Origin of the sequence: Pedobacter paludisoli (genome assembly GCF_052344095.1) — a bacterium.
GTDB lineage: Bacteria > Bacteroidota > Bacteroidia > Sphingobacteriales > Sphingobacteriaceae > Pedobacter.
This window is the reverse complement of the sequence record NZ_CP179926.1, coordinates 2,833,440-2,854,899: the sequence shown is the minus strand read 5'-3', so window position 1 is coordinate 2,854,899 and position 21,460 is coordinate 2,833,440. Positions and strand designations below refer to the sequence as shown.

The window sequence follows — 21,460 nt, the reverse complement described above, 5'->3', positions numbered from 1 at the left end:
AACTATTGTAAAGTTAGGGAGATCATGAATAAAACTCCTTCTCAGTTTAGAGCAGGAAATTAAGTGATTCTTTGACAGGGCGATGACTGCATTTTTGCCCTGTTAATAAATAAATATTATCTTTGTAAAAATGAAATTAACGAATTTAAAATATCTGATAACGCTGTGCTTTGCATTCGTATTGCTTGTTAAAAGCAGTGGGTTGGATACTTTTTTTTCGAAATCATCGTGTCGTGTTGAATGTTGCCAATCACAGGAAGAAGCAGAAAAACAGGAGAAGAAAAATGCTCCTGAGTATTTTTTCGAAATGCTTTTACCAGAAAATAACATATCCCTTTTTGTTCAATTAACCACTAAAATTTACGTGGCAGATTTTTCTTTTGAGAAATCGCACTTCCCAGATGTATTAACACCGCCTCCATTGGTGTAAGTTTTTCTTTAGTATGTTAATTAAACCCTTAATTTCTGAGGGGATGTAAAATTTAATCAATTTTTTTAATATGAAACGAGCAATTTCAAGCCTGTTTGCGATGGGTATTCTATTCGCGGCAGCACAAACGATGGCGCAAACTGTTGAGCCAAAAAATGTTAAACCCTTAACCAATTCAATTTCTGTAGTAACTAAATTGGAGCCTATTTCGTATAATTATGAAGGTAATTTAGCCGCCAAAGCGAAATTACCAACGGCTGAACAATATGGTTTCAATTCAGCGGAGCTAAAAAAGGTATTGCCAAATTTGGTTTCTCAAAAAGCAATTAGTTATCCGGCAGGAAAAAATTCATACAATACGGCAACTGTTGATAAAGTGGATAATGAAAGTTTAATCCCGTTGTTAGTAGCCAGTATTCAGGAACAACAACAACAAATTGAAAGTTTAAAAAGAGAACTGGATAGTTTGAAAAGTAAAAACTCTCGATAGCTATAATTGAATTTAGACTGCTCAACTTGTTTGAAGGAGAGCAGTCTAAAATTTTATGCTTTTTTTAGCAAATAGGCTTTAAAGCCATCAAAATCGATACCCAATTCATCCGCACGCTTAGGTCTACTTTCTAGGCTTTTTACTTGTTCTGGAATTTCAATTTTAGCAGCAATGTCGCTCGGAAAAATATCTGGGAATTTGCATGCATGCGCGGTCGATAGAAAAACAGCTGCACTTTTATCCTCTGGGTTTTCTTCACGAAATTTCTTAATCGCTAAATTGGTAATGGCCGTATGCGGACAGGCCACATAGTCAAATTTCGCATCTATTTCTTTAATCCCTGCTAGGGTCCCTTCGTCGGTAAATTTGTAAGAACTAACCACTTTCTTAAGGGCTTCCAAATCTTGATTAAACAAGTCCATAATACACATCCAATTGCTCGGTGCACCCACAATTTAGAGCATAATCAGATGTTTGTGGTTAGCATTTATATTTAATTGTATGGTTTCAACTAATTCTAGAATTAACAGATTTTTTGTCTGTTACATTTTGTTGTCCGTTATGTGGACAAAAATTATTCACTAAAAAGGGAAAATTTTCTTTTCTTTGCCAACATTTAAATTAACATGAAAAAAATACTCTCCCATGCATTGGCGAAAGCCATTTTGTTCCTTTGCTATTAATGTTCTGTCAATCTTGTAAACCATACAACAAAGATTGTCGTAAAAGATGTGCCTGTTATTACACATAAGGCTTTTCAAAAGAGAAGTCCACTTTGGCATGTAAGTAATTACTGGGATAATTAGCTATTTAGATAATTCAAATTTTATTGCTTTAATTTTTTAACTATGCATACTTTTTTTTACTCAATAATTTTATCGTTATTTTTTTCGTATCAACCTATAGCAAAGAAAAAATCGGCTATAGTAGCCATAAAATTAACAAGTGATTTACCGCTTAGTCCTAATTTAAAAGAAGGAAAATTAGTCCTCTGGTCTGACAGCCTGTTGGTTTATAGTTTAGATAGTATCTTATTATTTAGAAAGCCATATAGGGTAACCTATCACAACAATAATGCAATAAAAGATGATGTGATGATTTTTTCCGATGATCCAGCTACGATTGATTCAACTGTTGTTAAATATGTTGATTATCTATGCTATAAAAATGCAGTGGAAGGCTATGAGTATAATCAAAATAGGCCAAACAATCGAAATAAGCCAAATACTAAGCGGGCATTTAATGTTGATTCTTTCTTGGTAGAAAATGCTTATAAAAATATGAAATTTATAACTAATGGTGATGAATTGATAAAGGTCGAAAATACCAATCATTTAAGAAAGGAAATCTATTTTGATAAATTAAAACGAGGTGGAAATTACCCGGATACTACTTCTCTTTTATTTGATGCAAAATTTAATAAAATTGATTTCTCTCTGTCGAAAGAACTAGATAGTTTGAGAAAGATGAAATTGGTTGAGGTATATTTTTTCTATAATGCAAAACCTAAAACAGTTGATATGCCGAACGGTATGCCGAAACGTGCTTTCCATTTCAAGATTGAAGAAATTAAAGTTAATAATGAAGATAAGATTTTAGCTTTATTTGAAAGATTTAAAAGGGATAAAAATGAGGGCCTAAAATAGGAAAGAAGCATTAGTCATTTTGACAAAATAATTTAAGGGTATCCAAAACATTTAGGATACCCTTTTTCATTTCCTTTATTTGTTGCTTTGTGAATGCAAATAAGCTTTAAATCCTTCAAAATCAATACCCAGTTTATCGGCCTGTTTTGGTCTACTTTCTAGGCTTTTTACTTGTTCTGGAATTTCAATTTTGGCAGCAATGTCGCTCGGGAAAATATCCGGGAATTTACATGCATGTGCGGTTGATAAGAAAACAGCTGCACTTTTATCCGCTGGGTTTTCTTCACGAAATTTCTTAATTGCTAAGTAGGCAATGGCCGTGTGCGGACAGGCTACGTAGTGAAACTTTTTGTCGATTTCTTTAATCCCCGCTAGGGTTTCCTCATCGGTAAATTTGTATGATTCAACCACTTTCTTAAGGGCTTCTACATCCTGATTAAATAAATCCATAATGCGTACCCAGTTGCTTGGTGCGCCCACATCCATTGCATTGGCGTAGGTTTGTACCGAAGGTTTTGTTTCGTAAACGCCGGTTTCAAGGAAACGCGGAACGGTATCGTTTACATTGGTTGCGGCGATGAATTTCTTAACGGGTAGACCTAATTTATAAGCCAATAAACCTGCGCCAATGTTTCCAAAATTCCCACTCGGAACCGAGAAAATTAGGTCTTTCAGACCTTGTTTTTTTAGCTGGGCATACGTGTTAAAATAATAGAATGTTTGCGGGATTAATCTAGAAATGTTGATTGAATTGGCCGAAGTTAAGCGGAATTTTTCGTTCAAATCGGCATCGGCAAAAGCTTGTTTAACCAAGGCTTGGCAATCGTCGAAAGTTCCCTTTACTTCAATGGCGCGAATATTTTGCCCGTTGGTGGTTAATTGCAACTCTTGAATAGGGCTTACCATTCCTTCCGGATATAAAATGGTTACGCGTGTATTCGGTACGCCTAGAAAGCCAAGGGCTACAGCACCGCCGGTATCGCCTGAGGTGGCTACCAGTACATCAAGCAGTTGTTCGCCATCTTTTAGGAAATAAGCCATTACTCGGCTCATAAAGCGTGCGCCGAAATCTTTAAAAGCTAACGATGGTCCGTGGAAAAGCTCGAGCACAAAAGTTTTATCATCGAGTTTTACGGCAGGAGCATCAAAATTGATGGCATCATTTACTAGGGCTTTTAAATCATCCGCAGGGATTTCATCTTTCAATAAAGCCGAAGCAACGGTATAGGCAATTTCAGCTAGGCTGTAGCTTTCAATGTTTTGAATAAAATCGGGATCCAGTTGGGGTATTTCTACCGGCATGTACAAGCCTTTATCTTGTGGCATGCTATTAAAAACGGCTTCTTTAAAAGAAACGCGCAGTGATTTTGTATTGGTTGAATATAAATTCATTTTTTTGAGGTTTAGGGTGGTCGGGTTTTAAGGTTTAAGGTAGTAGGGTTTTAAGGTTTAAGGTTTAAGGTGGTCGGGGTCTTCAATTACATTATTCCCTACTCACTATTCACAACCTATCACGTTACAGCACTTTCGGTCCTTCTGCATTTACAGACGACACGAACGATTTGCTGTTAATGTTGAGTTTGTGCAAATGCAATTGTTGCGCTTTGGTAATGCGTTTTGCGGTTTCTTCATCTTTTGTTAAAGCAAAAACTGAAGGGCCTGAGCCTGAAATTCCAAAACCAATGGCGCCGTTTTCCATGGCGAGGGTTCTTAAATCTTCAAATCCAGGGATTAAAATAGAACGTGTAGGTTCTACCAACACATCTTTCATGCTCCGCCCAATTAAATCAAAATCGTTCATGAACAATCCACTTACTAAGCCGGCTACATTGCCCCATTGGGTAACGGCATCTTTTAAAAGAACCTTACTGCGAATCATTTGGCGTGCATCTTTTGTGGGGACATCTACTTCGGGGTATACTATAGCTGCATACATCCCGGCAGGGGTAGGCAATGAAATAACATCCAATGGATCGTAGCTTCTCACCAATACAAAACCACCCAAAATAGCAGGGGCAACGTTATCTGCATGGCCATATCCACAGGCCAGTTCTTCGCCTTTCATGGCAAAAGGAACCAATTGTTGTGGGGTTAATAAATCGCCCATGAGTTTATTAATGGCAAATAAACCAGCAACGGTACTGGCTGAGCTTGAGCCTAAACCACTTCCGATAGGCATTTTTTTATGGAGTTCTATTTCTACGCCAACATCTAAACGGTCTACGTGTTGCAGGTAATGTTGTACGCTGGCACTCACGGTATTTTTTGTGGCATCGAGCGGCAATTTACCATCATCGCCAGTAATTTTTTTGATGACTACACCCGGGGTGTCAGTTAAGCGCATTTCTACTTCATCTCCGGGTTCGTTTACGGCAAAACCTAAAACATCGAATCCACATACTACATTGGCTACGGTAGCCGGAGCGAAAACTTTTATACTTTGATTCATGATTTTTTGCAATTAGCTTAAGGTTCCTACGTTAATGATATCGGCAAATACACCAGCAGCGGTTACTTCTGCACCGGCTCCAGGGCCTTTAACCACCAGTGGACGCGATTTATAACGATCGGTGGTAAAAGAAATGATATTGTCACTTCCGGATAACATAAAGAAAGGATGTGAATCATCTACCATTTGAAGGCTGATTTCTACGTTTCCATCTTCCATTTTTCCGATATAACGTAGCACTTTTCCTTCGCTTTCGGCCTTGTTTTTTAGGGCTTCGAAATACGCAGCATTGGCTTGTAGTTCTTGGTAAAAATCGTCTACCGAAGCGGCTTGTAAACACGCATCAGGTAAAATATTATCAATTTTGACATCGTTTACTTCTAATGGATATCCGGCATCGCGTGCAAGAATCAACATTTTACGCATAAAATCTTTACCATTTAAGTCGTCGCGCGGGTCGGGTTCCGTATAGCCTAAGTCTTGTGCTTCTTTCACTGTTTCGTAAAATCCCTTATCACCTTTGAAGTTGTTAAAGATGTACGAGATGGTTCCCGAAAGAATGGCCTCAATACGGGCAACTTTATCGCCGCTCATCATGAGTTCTTTTAAGGTGCGGATGATAGGTAAACCGGCTCCCACATTGGTTTCGTAATAGAAATCTACACCAAATTTACGGGCGGTATCTTTAAACGATCTGTATTGTGCATAGTCTGCAGAGTTTCCTTTTTTGTTGCAGGTTACTATCGAAATACTGCTTTCGAACACCTCTTGATAATATTCAATGGGCGCTTCGGCTGCGGTGTTATCTACAAAAACGCAGTTAGGAAGATTCAATGCTTTCATTTTCGCCACAAAGCCCGCCAAATCGGCTGTTTCGCCGCTTGCGTTTAATTCGTCTTCCCATTTATCTAGCGACAAGCCTTCGGTATTGAAAATCATTTTGCGGGTATTGCTTATCCCGGCCACTTTTACTTGTAAATCGTTGTTTTCAGCTAGAAACGGCATTTGTTCTTTTAACTGATTGAAAAGCGTTTTGCCAATGTTTCCAGTACCTAAGCAAAAGATGTTGAGGGTTCTCTTTAAATCGGTAAAAAAGGCATCGTGTACTGCGTTTACTGCTTTTGATAAATCGCTTTTGCTCAGGATTACCGAAATGTTGTATTCCGATGAACCTTGTGCAATAGCACGTACGTTAACACCATTACGGCCTAGTGCCGAAAATAAGCGACCGCTGATACCCGGAGTGTGCTTCATGTTTTCGCCCACTATGGCTAAAACAGCTAGGTTATTTTCGATAACCGGCAATTCTAATTTTTTAGCATCGAGCTCCAGTTCAAATTCTTTTTTAATAAAGGTAATGGCTTGTTCTGCATCGGCAGGTTTAACGGCAAAAGTAATGCTGTGTTCTGACGATGATTGCGTAATTAAGACTACATTAATTTGCTCGCGCGATAACAATGAAAATAAGCGGCCGCTAAAACCGGCTTTTCCAACCATTCCGCTGCCGGTTAAATTAATGATGCTGATTTGGTCGATTGATGAAATCCCTTTAATCGGTAAATTTGATTCTTTTACGTCGCTTTTGATGTAGGTACCATGAAAATCGGGTTCAAAGGTATTTTTGATTACCAAAGGGATTTTCTTTAAAAATGCGGGAATCATGGTTGGCGGATAAATTACTTTCGCGCCAAAATAGCTCAATTCCATTGCTTCTGTGTAGCTTAGCTCCGGAAGTGAGAATGCTTTTTTAACCATACGTGGGTCGGCAGTCATCATGCCATTTACATCGGTCCAGATTTCGATTTCGGCAGCATTTAACGCCGCACCCCAAACAGCCGCAGTATAGTCGGAACCACCTCTTCCTAACGTGGTTACTCGGTTAGCCTCATTGCTGGCGATAAAGCCTGTAACAAACAATACTTTATCTTTATTTGCCTGGTGAAATTCTTGGATTAATAATTCTGTAAGTTGGGTGTTTACACGTGCTTGGCCAAAATTGCTATCCGTTTTGATAAATTCTGAGCCATTTACAAATTGTGCTTCAGCAAAATGCTGTGCAGCAATGTGCGCAATCATAAACGTTGAGCAGCGTTCGCCATAGCTTAGAATTTGGTCTTTCGTTTGCAGACTTAGTTCTTTTAGGTTTGAAACTGCTTGCAGTAAATCTTCCAACTCGTTGAAGAAGATTTTTAAGCGTGTAAACACTGGGTTTTGAGCCGCTGCTGGTAGAAGTGTACGGATAACCGCAAAATGTTTTGCTTCAATTTCTTTTAAAGAGGCGTCATAATCTTCACCACGTTCGGCTTTTTCGGCCATGTCTGTTAGCAAATTGGTTACTCCGCTCATTGCCGATAATACAACAACCGGCTTGCTTTTTTCTTTTTCTTGTGCTACGATTTTGAGTAGCGTTTTAATGTTCTCGGCCGAACCTACGGATGTGCCACCGAATTTTAATACTTTCATTCTCTCGTTTTTTTGTAAACAGCTTTAGGAACTGTTGTGGTTGGTTTTTGGTTTAAAAAAAAAGCGCCCCGTTTTGCGGGGCGCTTTTTGTGTCTTTATCTTTTTTCAATTTACAAAAAATTAGCCCCTCTGGTTTATACCGGTGGTTGTAATAATTGTAATAATTGAAGTGTTTAAAATCATGTTTGTGCTTGGTGTATTTTGTACACTTCAAAGGAGTCGAATATTTTTTTAAAATGCAAATGTTTTTCAAAATTTATTTAAAATTTTTTAATAAAACGTTTAATTGACTGTAAAAGCCACATTTTTTTAATTTGGTAAGGATAAAAGGGGCTTTTAGAATGACTGTTTTTGCGGTTTTGAATTTATTTTTTGGTTGTATTGGTACATGTGCATGCATTTTTCCCTTCGTCTTGTGTTATAACTAGTTACATTTTAAGAAGATTTTCTGTTCATTCTTTTAGGTTCGAGGCTGTTTTACGTCGATTTTGCGATTCGACTAACACTTTTTTGTATAGGATATATTGGCGTTCGTCGAGTGCTTTAAAGCAGTGGTATAATGCGAAAAATATGGCTGAAACATTTGTACGCGAATGACATCTTAATTACAAAAACAACAACAATTTAATTAAACACTTTAATAAGAAATAATATGAAAACTTCAATCAACTCATTCATCGCCATCGCTTTAACAGCAACAGTATTAAGTACTAGCGCATTTGTTAGTTCAGCTTCGGCTAGCACAAAACCAGTTTCAGAAACTGTAGCAGCGGCTAAAAATTTTAAACGTATTTCGGTAAAAGGAAACGTAGAGTTAGTAATTGTTCAATCGGGAGATGAGGGCGTTAGCTTTGCATCAAATAACAAAGGAACTGCTTATGTTACGCAATACGGAGATTTATTAACGATTTCATCAACAAGCAAAGAAACAGTAAAGTTAGTGGTTAATGTAAGTGATTTATACCGCATTCAGGCAAGCGACAATGCTGTTGTTAAAACGGATGGAAAATTACAAGCTAAATATTTACAAATTTTCTTATCGGGAGAAGCAATTGCTGAAATTAAAAGCAATACAGAAAGTATTTATACTGTTTCGGATGACTTTTCAACGTTGAAATTAACTGGAACAAGTAAAAACCACATTGTGTCGAATAGCGCTACCTCGGTATTGTACACGAATGAATTTACAGCTCAAAACACAGAAGAAAGCACTCCTAAAGTTAGTGCAATTGATTATGCTATCGCTCAATTAGCAAAATAAGAATCGGCCCAATAATGTAGTAATGGAAAAAGCGATGAAGCGGTTCATCGCTTTTTTTGTGTTTTTAGATTTGGGTTAGAAAGGGAAATCTTAATGTTTTATTCTGACTTGTCATGTTGAGGAACGAAACATCTCTTAAAACGGAATTTTAGCCTAGCATCACTCTTCTTATAATCTTATGATCAATCATCTTTAGTCATTATTTTATAGTTGAGGTCCTTCCGCTGCTTGGGGTACATCCAGAGTATTCGGGATTGACGGGCGTACTTCGGTTACTGACTGCTTTTTGAACGGTTGTTTTCAAAGCATATCGCTCAAAAATTTTGCTGTCATGCTGACGTAGGAAGCATCTCTAAATAGGGAGCAGTTAGCTTTGCTAAACGCAGGGGCTGTTCCAAGTATTCGGGAAGAAATCTCTTATAATGAATTCTTAGGTCTGTAAGCAGCATTCATCTTAGAGATTCTTCGCTGCACTCGAAGATGACAGCAAGTGTTTGAATTTTCTTCTGAGCTATTAACAAATACGACTCACTATGCTCTTTGTGTAAAATGCGCTGTTTGCTCTGTGGTAAAAAAACTTTACTTGCATTACTGGTTTTTTGAAGATCATTCTTTTCAAGAATTAATAAAAACATAAACTTAATTTTATTTAGTTCACGATTTAGGCATGCGCAAAACAAGGTCAATTCTGTATATTCGTTGGTCTAATTTTGTGAAAAATGATAGAATCGGAACGTCTCATTTTAAAGCCACTTACGCATGATCAGTTGTTAAAATATATAAAAGATGATCATTCTTTAGAAGCGGAATTTGGCTTGCAGCCTACTAAAAAGAATATTTCTTCGGAATTACAAGATGCTTTGGAGCAAACGATTTTACCCAATGTAATTGATAAGGATAAAGATTATTTATACCACACTTTGTGAACCATTATTTCGAAACCTGATAGCACCGTAGTTGGTGATATTTGTTTTGTTGGAGAGCCGGATCCGAATGGTGAGATTGAAATTGGTTATGGCACCTATCAACCCTATCGAAACAAAGGATACATGACTGAGGCTGTTGGTCGGATTTTAGATTGGGCCAGAACGCAAGAAAAGGTAAAGGCTGTTTTTGCCTCTACTACGAAAGATAATGTTGCATCGTACTCCATCTTAGAAAAAAATAATTTTATACATATTGGCGAGGTAGATGATATGTTGGTCTGGAAGGTGGTGTTGCGGTAATTGTGTGTCCTACAGATAGCTACTTTCTTTTTTTAGTGATCGGGTTCAACTTTTATTTCGAACAAACTGAGGCTAATTCCTTCGTAATGTTTGGGTAATCCCTGCGTTTCATTCATGTCTACTACGCCAACGTATTCGAAGCCACAGCTTGTATAATACGCTAATAATTTTTGGTTATCGGCCCAGGTGTCCATGCGGATGTATTTTAGCTGGTTTTTTTGCGCATATTCTTTCGCCCATTTTATAATCTCTTTTACAAAGGAAAATCCTCGAAAATTTGGGTGTGTTACAATGCGATGAATGTAAATGGAATCTTCGTCTCTATTTCCCCATATCAGTTTATCTTCAAAGGTAACCGCGAATATGCAGGCAACAGATCCGTCTACAAGGATTTTATATTGCCTGTTTTCTGTGATTTCATGGTTGATCAAGTCGCGATTAAAGCCCTGCCAGTGTTTATTGAACACCTTTTTTTGATGCGCAATGGCCATGTCGTAAAAGTTGAAGATGGTTTCAATATCGGTAGGGATGCTGTGTATGATGTCGATTTGCATGCAATAAAGATAGAATTTATTAATAACCTGAATTCGACAATTTTTCATCTGTTTTTTTCTTGGTTAATGTGTTTATTTTCAGTATAATATAGTTAGATAATGCCCTTATTTCGAGAAGGTTTTTTCCTAAATAGTAGGCGTTCGGAAATTGTATTTTTACTAATTAATATGCATTGGAGTTGTTGTCATCTCCCTGCCAACCTTCAAAGGGGACACCGACAAAACGCCTAGGAAGTGTACGTTTTCAGTTTGGACACTGGCTATTTCCCTCTTTGAAGGGGGCAGGGGGATGATTTTTTAGTACATTCTCGAGAGGCAATTTCATAGACATTCGAAAATTTTATAGTAACTAATAATCGAGTTCAGGTTATGAACGTTGAAAGCGTATTTCTTCGTTTTTGGCGCTTGATAGGCTCAAGGGAGTTATTCGTAATGTCCTGACTGCTATAAACCTGATTGCAGTGAACACGAAGCCACCTTTTGGTGGCTGAAGTAAAACGAAAAGCAGGACTGTAGTTCCAAAAGGATTACTTGCCCTGCTTTTCTAATTTTATGAATGGATTGGCTCTTGGCCTTTACATTTTTTGCGTTTACTGGTGTTTATTTTTGACGGAAGAAAATTTGAATTGGCGAGCCTGAGAAATCAAAATTCTCTCTCAATTTATTTTCGATAAAACGTTTGTACGGATCTTTGATGTATTGCGGTAAATTACAGAAGAATGCAAACATTGGCGATGTTCCATTGATTTGTGTAATGTACTTAATTTTAATGTGTTTCCCTTTTAATGCTGGCGGTGGATAGGCTTCGATTAAAGGAAGCATTACGTCGTTTAATTTTGATGTAGGGATTTTCTTGCCTCTGTTGTTGTATACGTCTAAAGCGGTTTCAATGGCTTTGAAAATACGTTGCTTGTTTAACACGGAAGTGAAAATGATTGGCACATCGGTAAAAGGGCGAATACGCTCGTGAATTTGCTCTTCAAAAGCTTTCATGGTTTGGGTATTTTTTTCGATTAAATCCCATTTGTTTACCAATATTACAATTCCTTTTTTGTTCTTTTCTGCCAAGTGGAAAATATTGATGTCTTGACTTTCGATTCCTTCTTGGGCATCAATCATCAATACCACTACATCGGCTTCTTCAAGCGCCTTAATGGTACGCATTACCGAGTAAAACTCTAAGTTTTCTTTTACTTTGGTTTTTTTACGTAATCCGGCTGTATCGATTAAGGTAAATTCGTGACCGAATTGGTTGTAATGAATTTTGATAGAATCGCGGGTAGTACCTGCATTCGACGTAACAATGTTACGTTCTTTACCAATTAGTGCATTTACTAACGATGATTTACCCACATTTGGGCGCCCAGCGATGGTAATTTTTGGTAAAATAGATTCTTCTTCTTCTTCGTTTTCGAAGTGTTTAATTACTTCGTCTAACAATTCTCCGGTTCCTGAACCCGTCATCGATGATAGTGGATACACTTCTCCTAAACCGAATCCATAAAAGGTACTGATTTCAGAATGCAGTGCAGTGTTATCCACTTTGTTGGCACATACGAAGACCGGTTTGTTACTGCGACGTAGCACTTGTGCAATGTCGTCGTCTAAATCGGTAATGCCGGTGGTAACATCTACCATAAAGATAAGTACACTGGCTTCTTCGATGGCAATTAGTACTTGTTCGCGGATAGCGGCTTCGTATACATCTTCTGAGTTGGCCACATAGCCACCGGTATCAATTACTGTAAATTGTTTATCGGTCCATTCGCCAACGCCGTAATGTCTGTCGCGGGTTACACCGCTCATGTCATCAACAATAGCTTTTCTGCTTTCTGTTAATCGATTAAAAAGGGTGCTTTTTCCTACGTTAGGTCTTCCTACAATGGCGATAATGTTACTCATGTCTTGTTGTTAATCGTTCTATAAAACGTAGTTAACAATCAGTGAATTTAGTTTTTCTGCTAAACTAGCTGGGTATCAGCTATCGACTATCAACTACTATCTCTATTTTAAGAGGCTGCAAAGGTACGGTTAATTATCCGAACAATAAACCTAAATTAGTTTTTGTATTTTTTCATTAGTCCTACTAATACCTCTTCGTTTAGTTCGTAGCCGGTTAGCAGCGGAAAACCTTCCCATCTAACCACTCCTTTTGGATCGATGAGGATGGCATGTGGGATTCCTAATATTTCAAGTTGTTTGTTTAAACGGCCTTGTGTGTCGATGGCTTCGCTGTAGGCTATTTCTGGTGTTTTCATGGCTGTTACTTTCTCTTCAGTTTCTGTTGAAAGCCCAATTACCACCAATTGATCAGCATATTTTTTTTGAAAATCGTTTAAAGCTGGGATGAATTTTTTACATGGTTCACACCAGGTAGCCCAAAAATCGATTAGTATAAATTTTCCTTTTGTGTTGGGCTGCTCGCTTAACCATTTCTCTACCACCAATTCAGGAGCTGCCTGATTTAAGATAGACTTGGCCCAAAGTTTCTTGTCGTTATTTGATTCTTGCGAAAAAGCCTGATTTACAGTTATCAGGACAAATAGAAAAAGGATGATTTTTTTCATATGTACTATAAATTGCGTTAGTTTTTTGCCTAAAGATACTATTTATCTGGCTTGAAAAATAAATATGGATTTAATTATCGTACCCGAAGCTTTTCAAATAATTCTTTTTGCTTCTCCAATCGGGGATAACTTTTACAAAAATTTCCAAGAAAACTTTTGCGTCTAAGAATTTTTCGGCCTCTAAGCGTGCTTCTGTACCTACTTTTTTTAGCATACTGCCACCTTTACCAATCAATATGTTTTTTTGCGAGTCGCGTTCTACTACTACTTCTGCTGTAATGCGAATCATAGAACCTTTTCCATTTTTTAGTTCTTCTTCTTTGAAGCTTTTTACAAGCACTTCTGTGCTATATGGAATTTCTTTTTGGTAGTTTAAGAAAATTTTCTCGCGAATGATTTCAGAGATGAAAAATCTTTCAGAGCGATCGGTAAGCTCTTCTTTATCGTAATAGGCTGGATGCTCCGGAAGCATTTCCAAAATACGATCCAGAATTCCTGAAACATTGTGGTTATGCAATGCAGAGATGGCATAAATGGCCGTTGGGCTTAATTTTTCTTGCCAAAAGGCGATTTTTTCGTCTACCTGTTCTTGGGTAGCGTTGTCGATTTTATTGATCAAGACAATGGTTGGGATGTTGCGATTTAAAATTTTCTCTAAAACATCGTCTTCATCGTATTTTTCATGAATATCGGTTACGAATAATAGGACATCTGCATCGGTTAAAGAGCTGTTTACAAAGTTCATCATGCTCTCTTGTAAACTGTATTTTGGCTTAATAACGCCCGGTGTATCAGAAAAAACGATTTGATATTCTTCTTCGTTAACGATACCCAAAATACGATGTCGGGTGGTTTGTGCCTTAGGTGTGATGATGCTAAGTCGCTCACCCACAAGTGCATTCATTAGGGTAGATTTACCAGCGTTTGGTTTACCTATAATACTTACAAAACCTGCTTTATGTGCCATTAAAATATTTTTTAAAAAAAATTTGCAGTACAAAGAAACGAATTATATCTTTGCATTCCAATTCGGAAACAGCGTTAAGGATTTAACAAAATAAGCGGATTGCGAAAAGAGAGTGCGGGGTGGAGCAGTTGGTAGCTCGTCGGGCTCATAACCCGAAGGTCGCACGTTCGAGTCGTGTCCCCGCTACCAAAAGAGTTGAAAGACACTCGAATATTTAATGGCCCGTTCGTCTAGGGGTGAGGACGCCAGATTTTCATTCTGGAAACAGGGGTTCGATTCCCCTACGGGCTACAGAAATTACAAGAGGCCGTCCCATAATTGAATTATGAGACGGCCTCTTGTTGTTTATGAGGTTTTTTGGGGAGGTGAAATAGCGAATAGTGCAAAATTTTGCCGCGATTTTAGCTTTACCAACAATTTTTGTGTAAAAGTCATTTTTCTCTGGATGTTCATTTTCGATACAAAATAAGCTATTTCAAGTTCCTGTTTTTGTAGCCTAGTCAAAAATTTTATTGAAGTTGTTGTGGGATTTTTTCTTTTAAAGCAGTCTATTCTTATAAATAGAACATCTTTATGAGAAAAATTAAGAAAAGAGTTGTTGTCGTCTTAACGATTTGTTTGTCAATCTTTGATCCTTGTTTTGCCCAAGAAACAGATTTTGTTGCCAAAAGTTTTAAAGCTGCGGCTCCACTTTATGATAACCTATTGGCTAAAACTTCAGGGAATTATACAGACTACCCACATAGTTTAAGTGCTGATGGTACCATTAAATATTTACAAATTGATGAATGGACCGGCGGTTTTTGGCCAGGTGCTTTGTGGTACATGTACGAATTTACAAAAGAGGATAAATGGAAAAACGCGGCCCTCACTTGGACAAATTCATTAGAGAGCAATCAATTTAATACCGCTCATCATGATATAGGCTTTATGATGTATTGTAGTTATGGTAATGCCTTGCGCTTTGTAGATGATAAAAAATACCCTGAAATACTGCTCCAATCGGCCAAATCCTTAACCAAAAGATATTCTCCTATTGTTGGCAGCATTCAATCTTGGAATAAGAGAAAATCAAAAGGGGATATTCATGTTTGGGAGTATCCAGTAATTATGGATAACATGATGAATTTGGAACTTTTGTTTTATGCAAGTAAAATAAGTGGAGATCTAGTATATAAAAACATCGCAATTAAGCATGCTGAGCAAACAATGAAGAATCATTTACGGCCAGATTATAGCTCTTATCATGTGGTTAACTATGATCCAACTACAGGAAAAGTATTGCATCGTCAAACTTTACAAGGTTTTTCTGATAATTCTACATGGGCTAGGGGGCAAGCGTGGGGAATTTATGGCTTTACAGTAGTATACAGAGAAACAAGAGATCCTCGTTTTTTAAAAACAGCACAAAAAATGGCCGATTTCTTTCTTGATCATCCGAATTTGCCAAAAGACAAAATACCCTATTGGGATTTTAATGTCGGTGAAAAAGGTTACCGACCTGATTGGAATTTTGATCCCCAAAAGTATAAAGAAATACCTAGAGATGCTTCTTCAGCCGCGATTGCAAGTTCAGGATTATTAGAATTAAGCACTCTGCTAGATGGCGAGCAAAAGAAAAAGTACTATAATGCTGCTCTTGCTATGTTGAAATCGTTGAGTAGTAATAAATATTTGAATACAGATTTCCAAAACCCCTATTTCTTATTAAAACATAGTACCGGTAACTTTCCTTCTGATAGAGAAATTGATGTTCCGTTAATTTATGCCGATTATTATTTTCTGGAAGCGTTAACCAGATACCAAAAAATAAGAAAGTAAGTTTTCGACTATCGTAAGCAAAAACAGCATCTTGTTTTAATAATGCAAGGTGCTGTTTTTTGTTTAGTCGAAAATATTAGATAGATTTGATTTAATACTTCTTCAAGTATGATTAGATCAACAGAAAGCAAAACAGACGACCAAAATTTATTGAATCAAATGAAAAACGATGATGATCTAGCGTTTCATTTGTTGTATGATAAGTATTGGGAACAAGTTTATAACGCTGCTTTTAAAAGGTTAAAAGATGCTGATTATGCGAAAGATATTACCCAAGATATTTTTTTGCAGCTTTGGTATAGAAGGCATGATCTACAAATTATTTCTGTACCCGCATACCTCTATACTGCCGTAAGAAACAATGTTTTTAAGTGGATGGAAAAGGAACAAAGATTTACGGAAATTCCAGATTTTTTAAACTTAATTACACAAGAAGGAGATCAGGCAGATGTTGAGATACTAAGGAAAGAATTCATGCTGAAGTATGAAAAATTGGTGCATGTTTTGCCTTCTGCACAACAAACTATTTTTAAACTTCGTTTTGACGAAGACCTTTCTACCAAAGAAATTGCCGAAAAATTGGCTATCAGTCGTAAAACAGTACAAAATCAATTAGGTAAGAGTTTAAATCAACTGCGAGAGTCTCTCGACTTTCTTTGTATCCTTGTTTTACTGGACCTCGTAAAATAATTTTATTTTTTTGTGGGACTTTTTCTTTTTTATGGGTCTTGTTTATATAGGGCAGTTTTTTAGGCTGTAATAAACAAAATGGATAAAAAATTATTTTTAGAAATTCTAGAAAAATACAATCGAGGAATAGCAAGTAAAGAGGAAATAGAATTTTTAGAATCCTATTATCAATTATTTGATGTTGAAGAGGATGCGCTTAAAAACATAAGCTCTTTCGACAGACAAAAAATAAAGAACGAAATTTCAGCAAACATTTTCGATAAACTATCTAATTCTCAAAGTAAAAGGCAACCTTTTTATAGGTCAAAATGGTGGGCTACGGCAGCTATTTTAGCTGTGTTAAGCTCCTTAACTTTATTGTATTTCAAAAAAGGAACTTCAGAAGCATTAGTAACTAAAACTAAGAAAGAAATTGTAGTAAAGCCAGGCATTAATCAAGCGATATTGACTTTGGCGGACGGTTCTACTATTGGTCTTGACGAGAAAGCAAGCGGTTTGGTTGTAAATCAAGCGGGTTTAAAAGTAATTAAAGGAGCCAATGGCAAGATTATTTACGATGTTGAAGAGGATATTATACCGAGTGTAAATACGGTTGTTACGCCGCGGGGTGGGCAATATCACATGGAGCTTGCCGATGGTACTAAGGTTTGGATAAATGCAGCATCATCTATTAAGTTTCCAACACGGTTTTCTGGTAAAAAAAGGATAGTAGAAATTACTGGTGAAATTTATTTTGAAGTGGCCAAAAATAAAGCCATGCCATTTGTGGTGCGGACTAAAAAGCAACAAATAGAAGTTTTAGGTACACATTTTAATGTAAATGCCTATAGTGATGAAGCAGATGAAAAAACCACCTTGCTAGAAGGTCGTGTAAAGGTGGCAAAATTAAATGAAGGAATCGCCGACGTAAGTTCTTCAAAAGTACTATATCCGGGTCAAGTTGCGGCTATTGCTGAAAGTAACCATATCACCGTTTCTGTGGCAGATATGGAAGCGGCTGTAGCTTGGAAGAATGGATATTTCAAGTTTGATAAAGCCGATATCCAAACGGTTATGCGCCAAATAGCCAGATGGTATGATATAGAAGTTAACTATACTGGTGCGAATAGCGAAGATCTGTTTGTGGGCAAAATTAAACGTACTGAAGACATCAATAATGTTTTAAGGATATTGGAACTAAGCAAAATAAAAACTTCCATCAAAGGAAGAACAATCACCATCACTAACTAACTAACTAACTAAACGATCATGAAAACTTAAAATTAGTCAAACGAATTGTTGAGTTAATAAAAAAACCGGAAGTGCGGGAACACTGCCGGTTTTGAAACTCCAAATTGGAGCAGTTTGACTCAAATCAAAAAAACTGTGTAAAGAGAACCTTCAATCAAAAATCAAACCTAACAAAAGTATGCAATTAAAACCTTACGGTAAAATCCGGATGCTCTCTAGATTTTACCCGCCAAAACTGTTTCTAATAATGAAACTAACGGTTATTTTTATCATGATTAGCTGCTTTCATATAAGCGCTAAAAGCTATTCGCAAACGCTCAATTTAACGGGAAAAAATATTCCATTAACCAAGGCTTTAACACTCATTAGTGAGCAAAGTGGGCATTATTTGTTCTATAAGTACAATGAGCTTAAAGATGCTGAGCCCATAACGGTTAATTTAAAAAATGCTACCCTGACAAATGCATTGCATGAAGTGCTTAAAAATCAGCCATTTAGTTATTCTATTGAGCAGAAAACCATCGTGGTTACCAAAGTAGAAAGCAAAAAAAAATCACCAGTTGAAATAGACATTAATGGGAAAGTGGTTGGAGAAAAATCCACTCCATTGCATGGTGCCAGTATTCGCGTAAAAAATGGTAGCCAAACTGCTGTAACCGATCCTAATGGTAATTTTAGCTTTAAAAACTTGCCAGAAAATGCAGTTTTGATAGTGAGTTATATTGGTTATGTAACACAAGAAATAGTTGTTGGCACTCAAAAAATGCTTACGGTTACTTTAAAAGAAGATGCTGCTAGCTTAAATACATTGGTTGTAGTTGGCTATGGTAAACAAGTAAGAAAAGATATAACAGGGGCGGTAAGCTCTATAGATTCTAAGAAAATACAAGATCAAGTTGTTGTTAGTTTAGATAATGCAATGGCGGGTTTAATGGCAGGTGTGCAAGTATCTGCTGCAACTGGAGCGCCAGGAGGCGGTTCTACGGTTAGGATAAGAGGCGCAGGTTCTTTAACTGCCGGAAATGAACCTTTATATGTTGTAGATGGTTTTCCGATAACCAACGATTTTAATCAACGGAATAATCCTTTAAATACAATAAACCCCTCGGATATTGATAATATTCAGGTGCTGAAGGATGCTTCTTCCACCGCTATTTATGGTTCAAGAGGATCGAACGGCGTGGTTATTATCACAACAAAATCGGGGAAATCTGGTGCTTCTAAGATAGATTTTAGCCTAAATACAGGTGTGCAACAAGTAGAAAAAACGTTAGACGTATTAAACGCTAGAGAATTTGCTCTATTTGTAAATGAGTCAAGAAACAATGCTTGGATAAATTCTGGACCTGGTAGATTGGCATCTGATCCAAATTCGGTTAGACTTAACAATGTGATGTATCTTCTGCCGGCATCGTTAAGTGATCCAGATGCTTTGGGCGAAGGTACCAATTGGCAAGATGAAATATTTAGAACGGCACCAATGAGTAATTATCAAATTAATTTCTCAGGGGGCAACGAAAAAACAAAGTACTTTGTTTCTGGAGGCTACTTAACACAAGATGGTGTTGTTCTGGGTTCTGATTTAAAACGCTATTCTTTTCGCGTTAATGTAGAGTCACAGATAAATAAAGTAGTAAAAGTAGGGGCGAATATTACCCCAAGCTATACCTTTTCTAATCAATCATTAGCAGAAGGAAATTGGCAAGCTGGAGGTATTATTCAATCGGCAATTACCGCTGGTCCGCACTTGTCGCCATATAATGCTGATGGTAGCTACGCAAAAATAACGGGTTTAGGAATTGGAACGAGTGAGGTAGATAATCCGGTGAAAATTGCAAGAGAATATTTTCATCAACAAGGCAATATGAGATTGTTAGGTACTGCTTATGCCGAAGCAAGTATTATTACTGGTTTAAACTTTAAAGCTTTAGTGGGGGCTGATGTTAGAAGTTTTAGAGAACAAATATTCAATCCTTCTATTATTAATCCAAACAGTGTGAGCGACACTAAGCTGGCAACAGGCAATAGCAATACGAGCGAAAATAGAAACTGGTTAGCAGAGTTTACTTTAAACTATAATAAGAAAATTAAAAAGCATTCATTCGATGGTTTGCTAGGATACACTATACAAAAGGAAACCATAGAATTAAATTCTATTAGTGGTACTAATTTTCCAAACGACCAAATTAAAACTATCAGCGCAGCAGGTACTATTACCAATGCTACTGCAACAAAGGAGGAATGGGCACTTCTTTCTTACTTAGCTCGTATAAATTATAGTTATGATAATAAGTATTTATTGACAGCAACCATAAGAACAGATGGTTCATCTCGCTTTGGCTTTGATAACAGATATGGTGTTTTTCCTTCGGTATCTGTAGGCTGGAGAATTTCGCAAGAAAATTTCATGCAAAATGTAAATTGGATCTCCGATTTGAAACTGAGAGCCAGTTATGGTATTACGGGTAACAACTTTATTAGTAATTACGGAGCCATTGCTTTAACCACTCCAGATAATTATATTTTCGGTAATAGTGGCGGCTCAGTAAATAATGGTATACGACCATCAAATATTGCTAATAGCTTATTAAGCTGGGAGAAGAATAAACAATTCGATATAGGTTTAGAATTTGGTGTCCTTAAGAACAGGGTTTCAATGGCCTTAGATTATTACAATAAGAGAACATCAGATTTGCTATTGAATGTGCCTACACCTACCTTAACGGGTTATACCAATGCACTGCAAAATATTGGTGAAATAGAGAACAAAGGTTTCGAGCTTACCATAGGCAGTAGAAATTTAGTTGGTGCTTTTAAATGGAGTACAGACTTTAATATTTCGACGAATAAAGTTAAAGTATTGGCGCTTGGTGCCGATGGTTCAAGAATACTTTCTCGTCAAACTACTTTTGCCGCGGGTAATACCCACGTTACTGCTGTAGGTGATGTTCCAGGGTCATTTTTTGGGTACAAAGTGATTGGTGTTTACCAAGATCAAAACGATTTGAACACTTCGGCCGTTGTAAAGAACGCCGATGGTTCTACTTTTTCTAAAGCAGGACAATTAAAATTTGCGGATGTGAATGGAGATGGAACCATTACCGCAGATGATAGAACAGAAATTGGTAATCCATTCCCCGATTTTACCTACGGAATGACCAACACTTTTACATTTAAAGGGTTTGATTTTTCATTTACACTACAAGGTGTTCAGGGATTTGAAGTTTTAAATGCTGCAAGAAGATTTTATGGAAATTATGCGGGTTCATACAATGTTTTAAAGAGTACCTCCAACGGCTGGAAATCTGCTAGCGATCGTGGCGACGGGGTAAGTCCTCAGATTGATCGTAACTTCAACGCAACAGGTGTAGCTTCTGTAGTTAATAATGCTACTTCTGCCTTTGTAGAAGACGGTTCTTTTTTAAGGATTAGAAATATCACATTGGGTTATAATTTACCAGCTGCAGTAGCGAAAAGCTTAAAATTGGCAAATGCACGATTTAGCTTTACTGTACAAAATGCATTCACTTTTACCAATTACGAAGGGTACAATCCAGAGGTGAGTGTAGAAGGTGCAAATCCGCTTATGCCTGGTGTCGATTCAGGAGGTTATCCTTTGGCTCGCACATTTATGTTTGGTTTAAATTTTGGATTTTAAGATTGTAA

Annotated in this window: 18 protein-coding genes and 2 tRNA genes; 12 read left to right on the top strand and 8 right to left on the bottom strand. The window is 37.1% G+C overall.

Features of this window, described 5'->3' with window-relative positions:
- The first annotated feature begins 130 nt into the window (after positions 1-130).
- Together ACJVDK_RS11575 and ACJVDK_RS11570 are read left to right on the top strand one after the other, a co-directional pair.
- Positions 131-430, top strand: a complete 300-nt coding sequence (locus tag ACJVDK_RS11575; protein ID WP_443936825.1) for a hypothetical protein — start codon at positions 131-133, stop codon at positions 428-430.
- A 70-nt stretch (positions 431-500) separates the two neighbouring features.
- A complete protein-coding gene (locus ACJVDK_RS11570) occupies positions 501-920 on the top strand; it encodes a tail fiber domain-containing protein (protein WP_443936824.1) in 420 nt (139 codons plus the stop codon).
- A gap of 53 nt (positions 921-973) precedes the next feature.
- Here ACJVDK_RS11570 and ACJVDK_RS11565 read toward each other — a convergent pair whose 3' ends face one another.
- Positions 974-1,342, bottom strand: a complete 369-nt coding sequence (locus ACJVDK_RS11565; RefSeq protein ID WP_443936823.1) for a hypothetical protein — start codon at positions 1,340-1,342, stop codon at positions 974-976.
- 426 nt (positions 1,343-1,768) lie between these two features.
- On the opposite strand from ACJVDK_RS11565, the gene ACJVDK_RS11560 reads away from it, so the two are divergent.
- On the top strand, positions 1,769-2,566 hold the full coding sequence (locus tag ACJVDK_RS11560; RefSeq protein WP_443936822.1) for a hypothetical protein: 798 nt from the start codon (positions 1,769-1,771) through the stop codon (positions 2,564-2,566).
- Between the two features lie 75 nt (positions 2,567-2,641).
- On the opposite strand, the gene thrC is transcribed toward ACJVDK_RS11560, so the two are convergent.
- From thrC to thrA, 3 genes are all read right to left on the bottom strand, one after another.
- Positions 2,642-3,958, bottom strand: coding sequence for a threonine synthase (thrC, locus tag ACJVDK_RS11555; protein ID WP_443936821.1), 1,317 nt, complete (start codon positions 3,956-3,958; stop codon positions 2,642-2,644).
- A 124-nt stretch (positions 3,959-4,082) separates the two neighbouring features.
- A complete protein-coding gene (locus ACJVDK_RS11550; protein ID WP_443936820.1) occupies positions 4,083-5,015 on the bottom strand; it encodes a homoserine kinase in 933 nt (310 codons plus the stop codon).
- Positions 5,016-5,027: 12 nt separating this feature from the next.
- The gene (thrA, locus tag ACJVDK_RS11545; RefSeq protein WP_443936819.1) at positions 5,028-7,478 is read right to left on the bottom strand and encodes a bifunctional aspartate kinase/homoserine dehydrogenase I; all 2,451 of its coding nucleotides are present in this window, start codon (positions 7,476-7,478) and stop codon (positions 5,028-5,030) included.
- A 652-nt stretch (positions 7,479-8,130) separates the two neighbouring features.
- On the opposite strand from thrA, the gene ACJVDK_RS11540 reads away from it, so the two are divergent.
- The 3 genes from ACJVDK_RS11540 (at position 8,131) to ACJVDK_RS11530 (ending at position 9,965) form a co-directional block, all read left to right on the top strand.
- The gene (locus tag ACJVDK_RS11540) at positions 8,131-8,739 is read left to right on the top strand and encodes a GIN domain-containing protein (RefSeq protein ID WP_443936818.1); all 609 of its coding nucleotides are present in this window, start codon (positions 8,131-8,133) and stop codon (positions 8,737-8,739) included.
- Between the two features lie 719 nt (positions 8,740-9,458).
- The gene (locus tag ACJVDK_RS11535; protein ID WP_443936817.1) at positions 9,459-9,665 is read left to right on the top strand and encodes a hypothetical protein; all 207 of its coding nucleotides are present in this window, start codon (positions 9,459-9,461) and stop codon (positions 9,663-9,665) included.
- 3 nt (positions 9,666-9,668) lie between these two features.
- Positions 9,669-9,965, top strand: coding sequence for a GNAT family N-acetyltransferase (locus ACJVDK_RS11530; RefSeq protein WP_443940050.1), 297 nt, complete (start codon positions 9,669-9,671; stop codon positions 9,963-9,965).
- A gap of 32 nt (positions 9,966-9,997) precedes the next feature.
- Here ACJVDK_RS11530 and ACJVDK_RS11525 read toward each other — a convergent pair whose 3' ends face one another.
- From ACJVDK_RS11525 to era, 4 genes are all read right to left on the bottom strand, one after another.
- Positions 9,998-10,519 (bottom strand): GNAT family N-acetyltransferase, encoded by a 522-nt coding sequence (locus ACJVDK_RS11525; protein ID WP_443936816.1) that lies wholly within the window; start codon positions 10,517-10,519, stop codon positions 9,998-10,000.
- A 600-nt stretch (positions 10,520-11,119) separates the two neighbouring features.
- The gene (der, locus tag ACJVDK_RS11520) at positions 11,120-12,421 is read right to left on the bottom strand and encodes a ribosome biogenesis GTPase Der (RefSeq protein WP_443936815.1); all 1,302 of its coding nucleotides are present in this window, start codon (positions 12,419-12,421) and stop codon (positions 11,120-11,122) included.
- Between the two features lie 155 nt (positions 12,422-12,576).
- Positions 12,577-13,086, bottom strand: coding sequence for a TlpA family protein disulfide reductase (locus ACJVDK_RS11515; RefSeq protein WP_443936814.1), 510 nt, complete (start codon positions 13,084-13,086; stop codon positions 12,577-12,579).
- Between the two features lie 70 nt (positions 13,087-13,156).
- Positions 13,157-14,053, bottom strand: coding sequence for a GTPase Era (era, locus tag ACJVDK_RS11510; protein WP_443936813.1), 897 nt, complete (start codon positions 14,051-14,053; stop codon positions 13,157-13,159).
- Positions 14,054-14,166: 113 nt separating this feature from the next.
- On the opposite strand from era, the gene ACJVDK_RS11505 reads away from it, so the two are divergent.
- The 6 genes from ACJVDK_RS11505 (at position 14,167) to ACJVDK_RS11480 (ending at position 21,452) form a co-directional block, all read left to right on the top strand.
- Positions 14,167-14,242, top strand: a tRNA-Met gene (locus ACJVDK_RS11505).
- 30 nt (positions 14,243-14,272) lie between these two features.
- Positions 14,273-14,344 (top strand) — tRNA-Glu (locus tag ACJVDK_RS11500).
- A 282-nt stretch (positions 14,345-14,626) separates the two neighbouring features.
- The gene (locus ACJVDK_RS11495) at positions 14,627-15,874 is read left to right on the top strand and encodes a glycoside hydrolase family 88 protein (protein WP_443936812.1); all 1,248 of its coding nucleotides are present in this window, start codon (positions 14,627-14,629) and stop codon (positions 15,872-15,874) included.
- Between the two features lie 108 nt (positions 15,875-15,982).
- Entirely contained in the window at positions 15,983-16,564 is a 582-nt protein-coding gene (locus tag ACJVDK_RS11490; RefSeq protein WP_443936811.1) for an RNA polymerase sigma factor, read from the top strand.
- A 78-nt stretch (positions 16,565-16,642) separates the two neighbouring features.
- Positions 16,643-17,794 carry a FecR family protein gene (locus ACJVDK_RS11485; protein ID WP_443936810.1) on the top strand — a complete coding sequence of 384 codons (1,152 nt, stop codon included), beginning with the start codon at positions 16,643-16,645 and terminating at the stop codon, positions 17,792-17,794.
- A 247-nt stretch (positions 17,795-18,041) separates the two neighbouring features.
- Entirely contained in the window at positions 18,042-21,452 is a 3,411-nt protein-coding gene (locus ACJVDK_RS11480) for a TonB-dependent receptor (RefSeq protein ID WP_443936809.1), read from the top strand.
- Positions 21,453-21,460 lie beyond the last annotated feature (8 nt).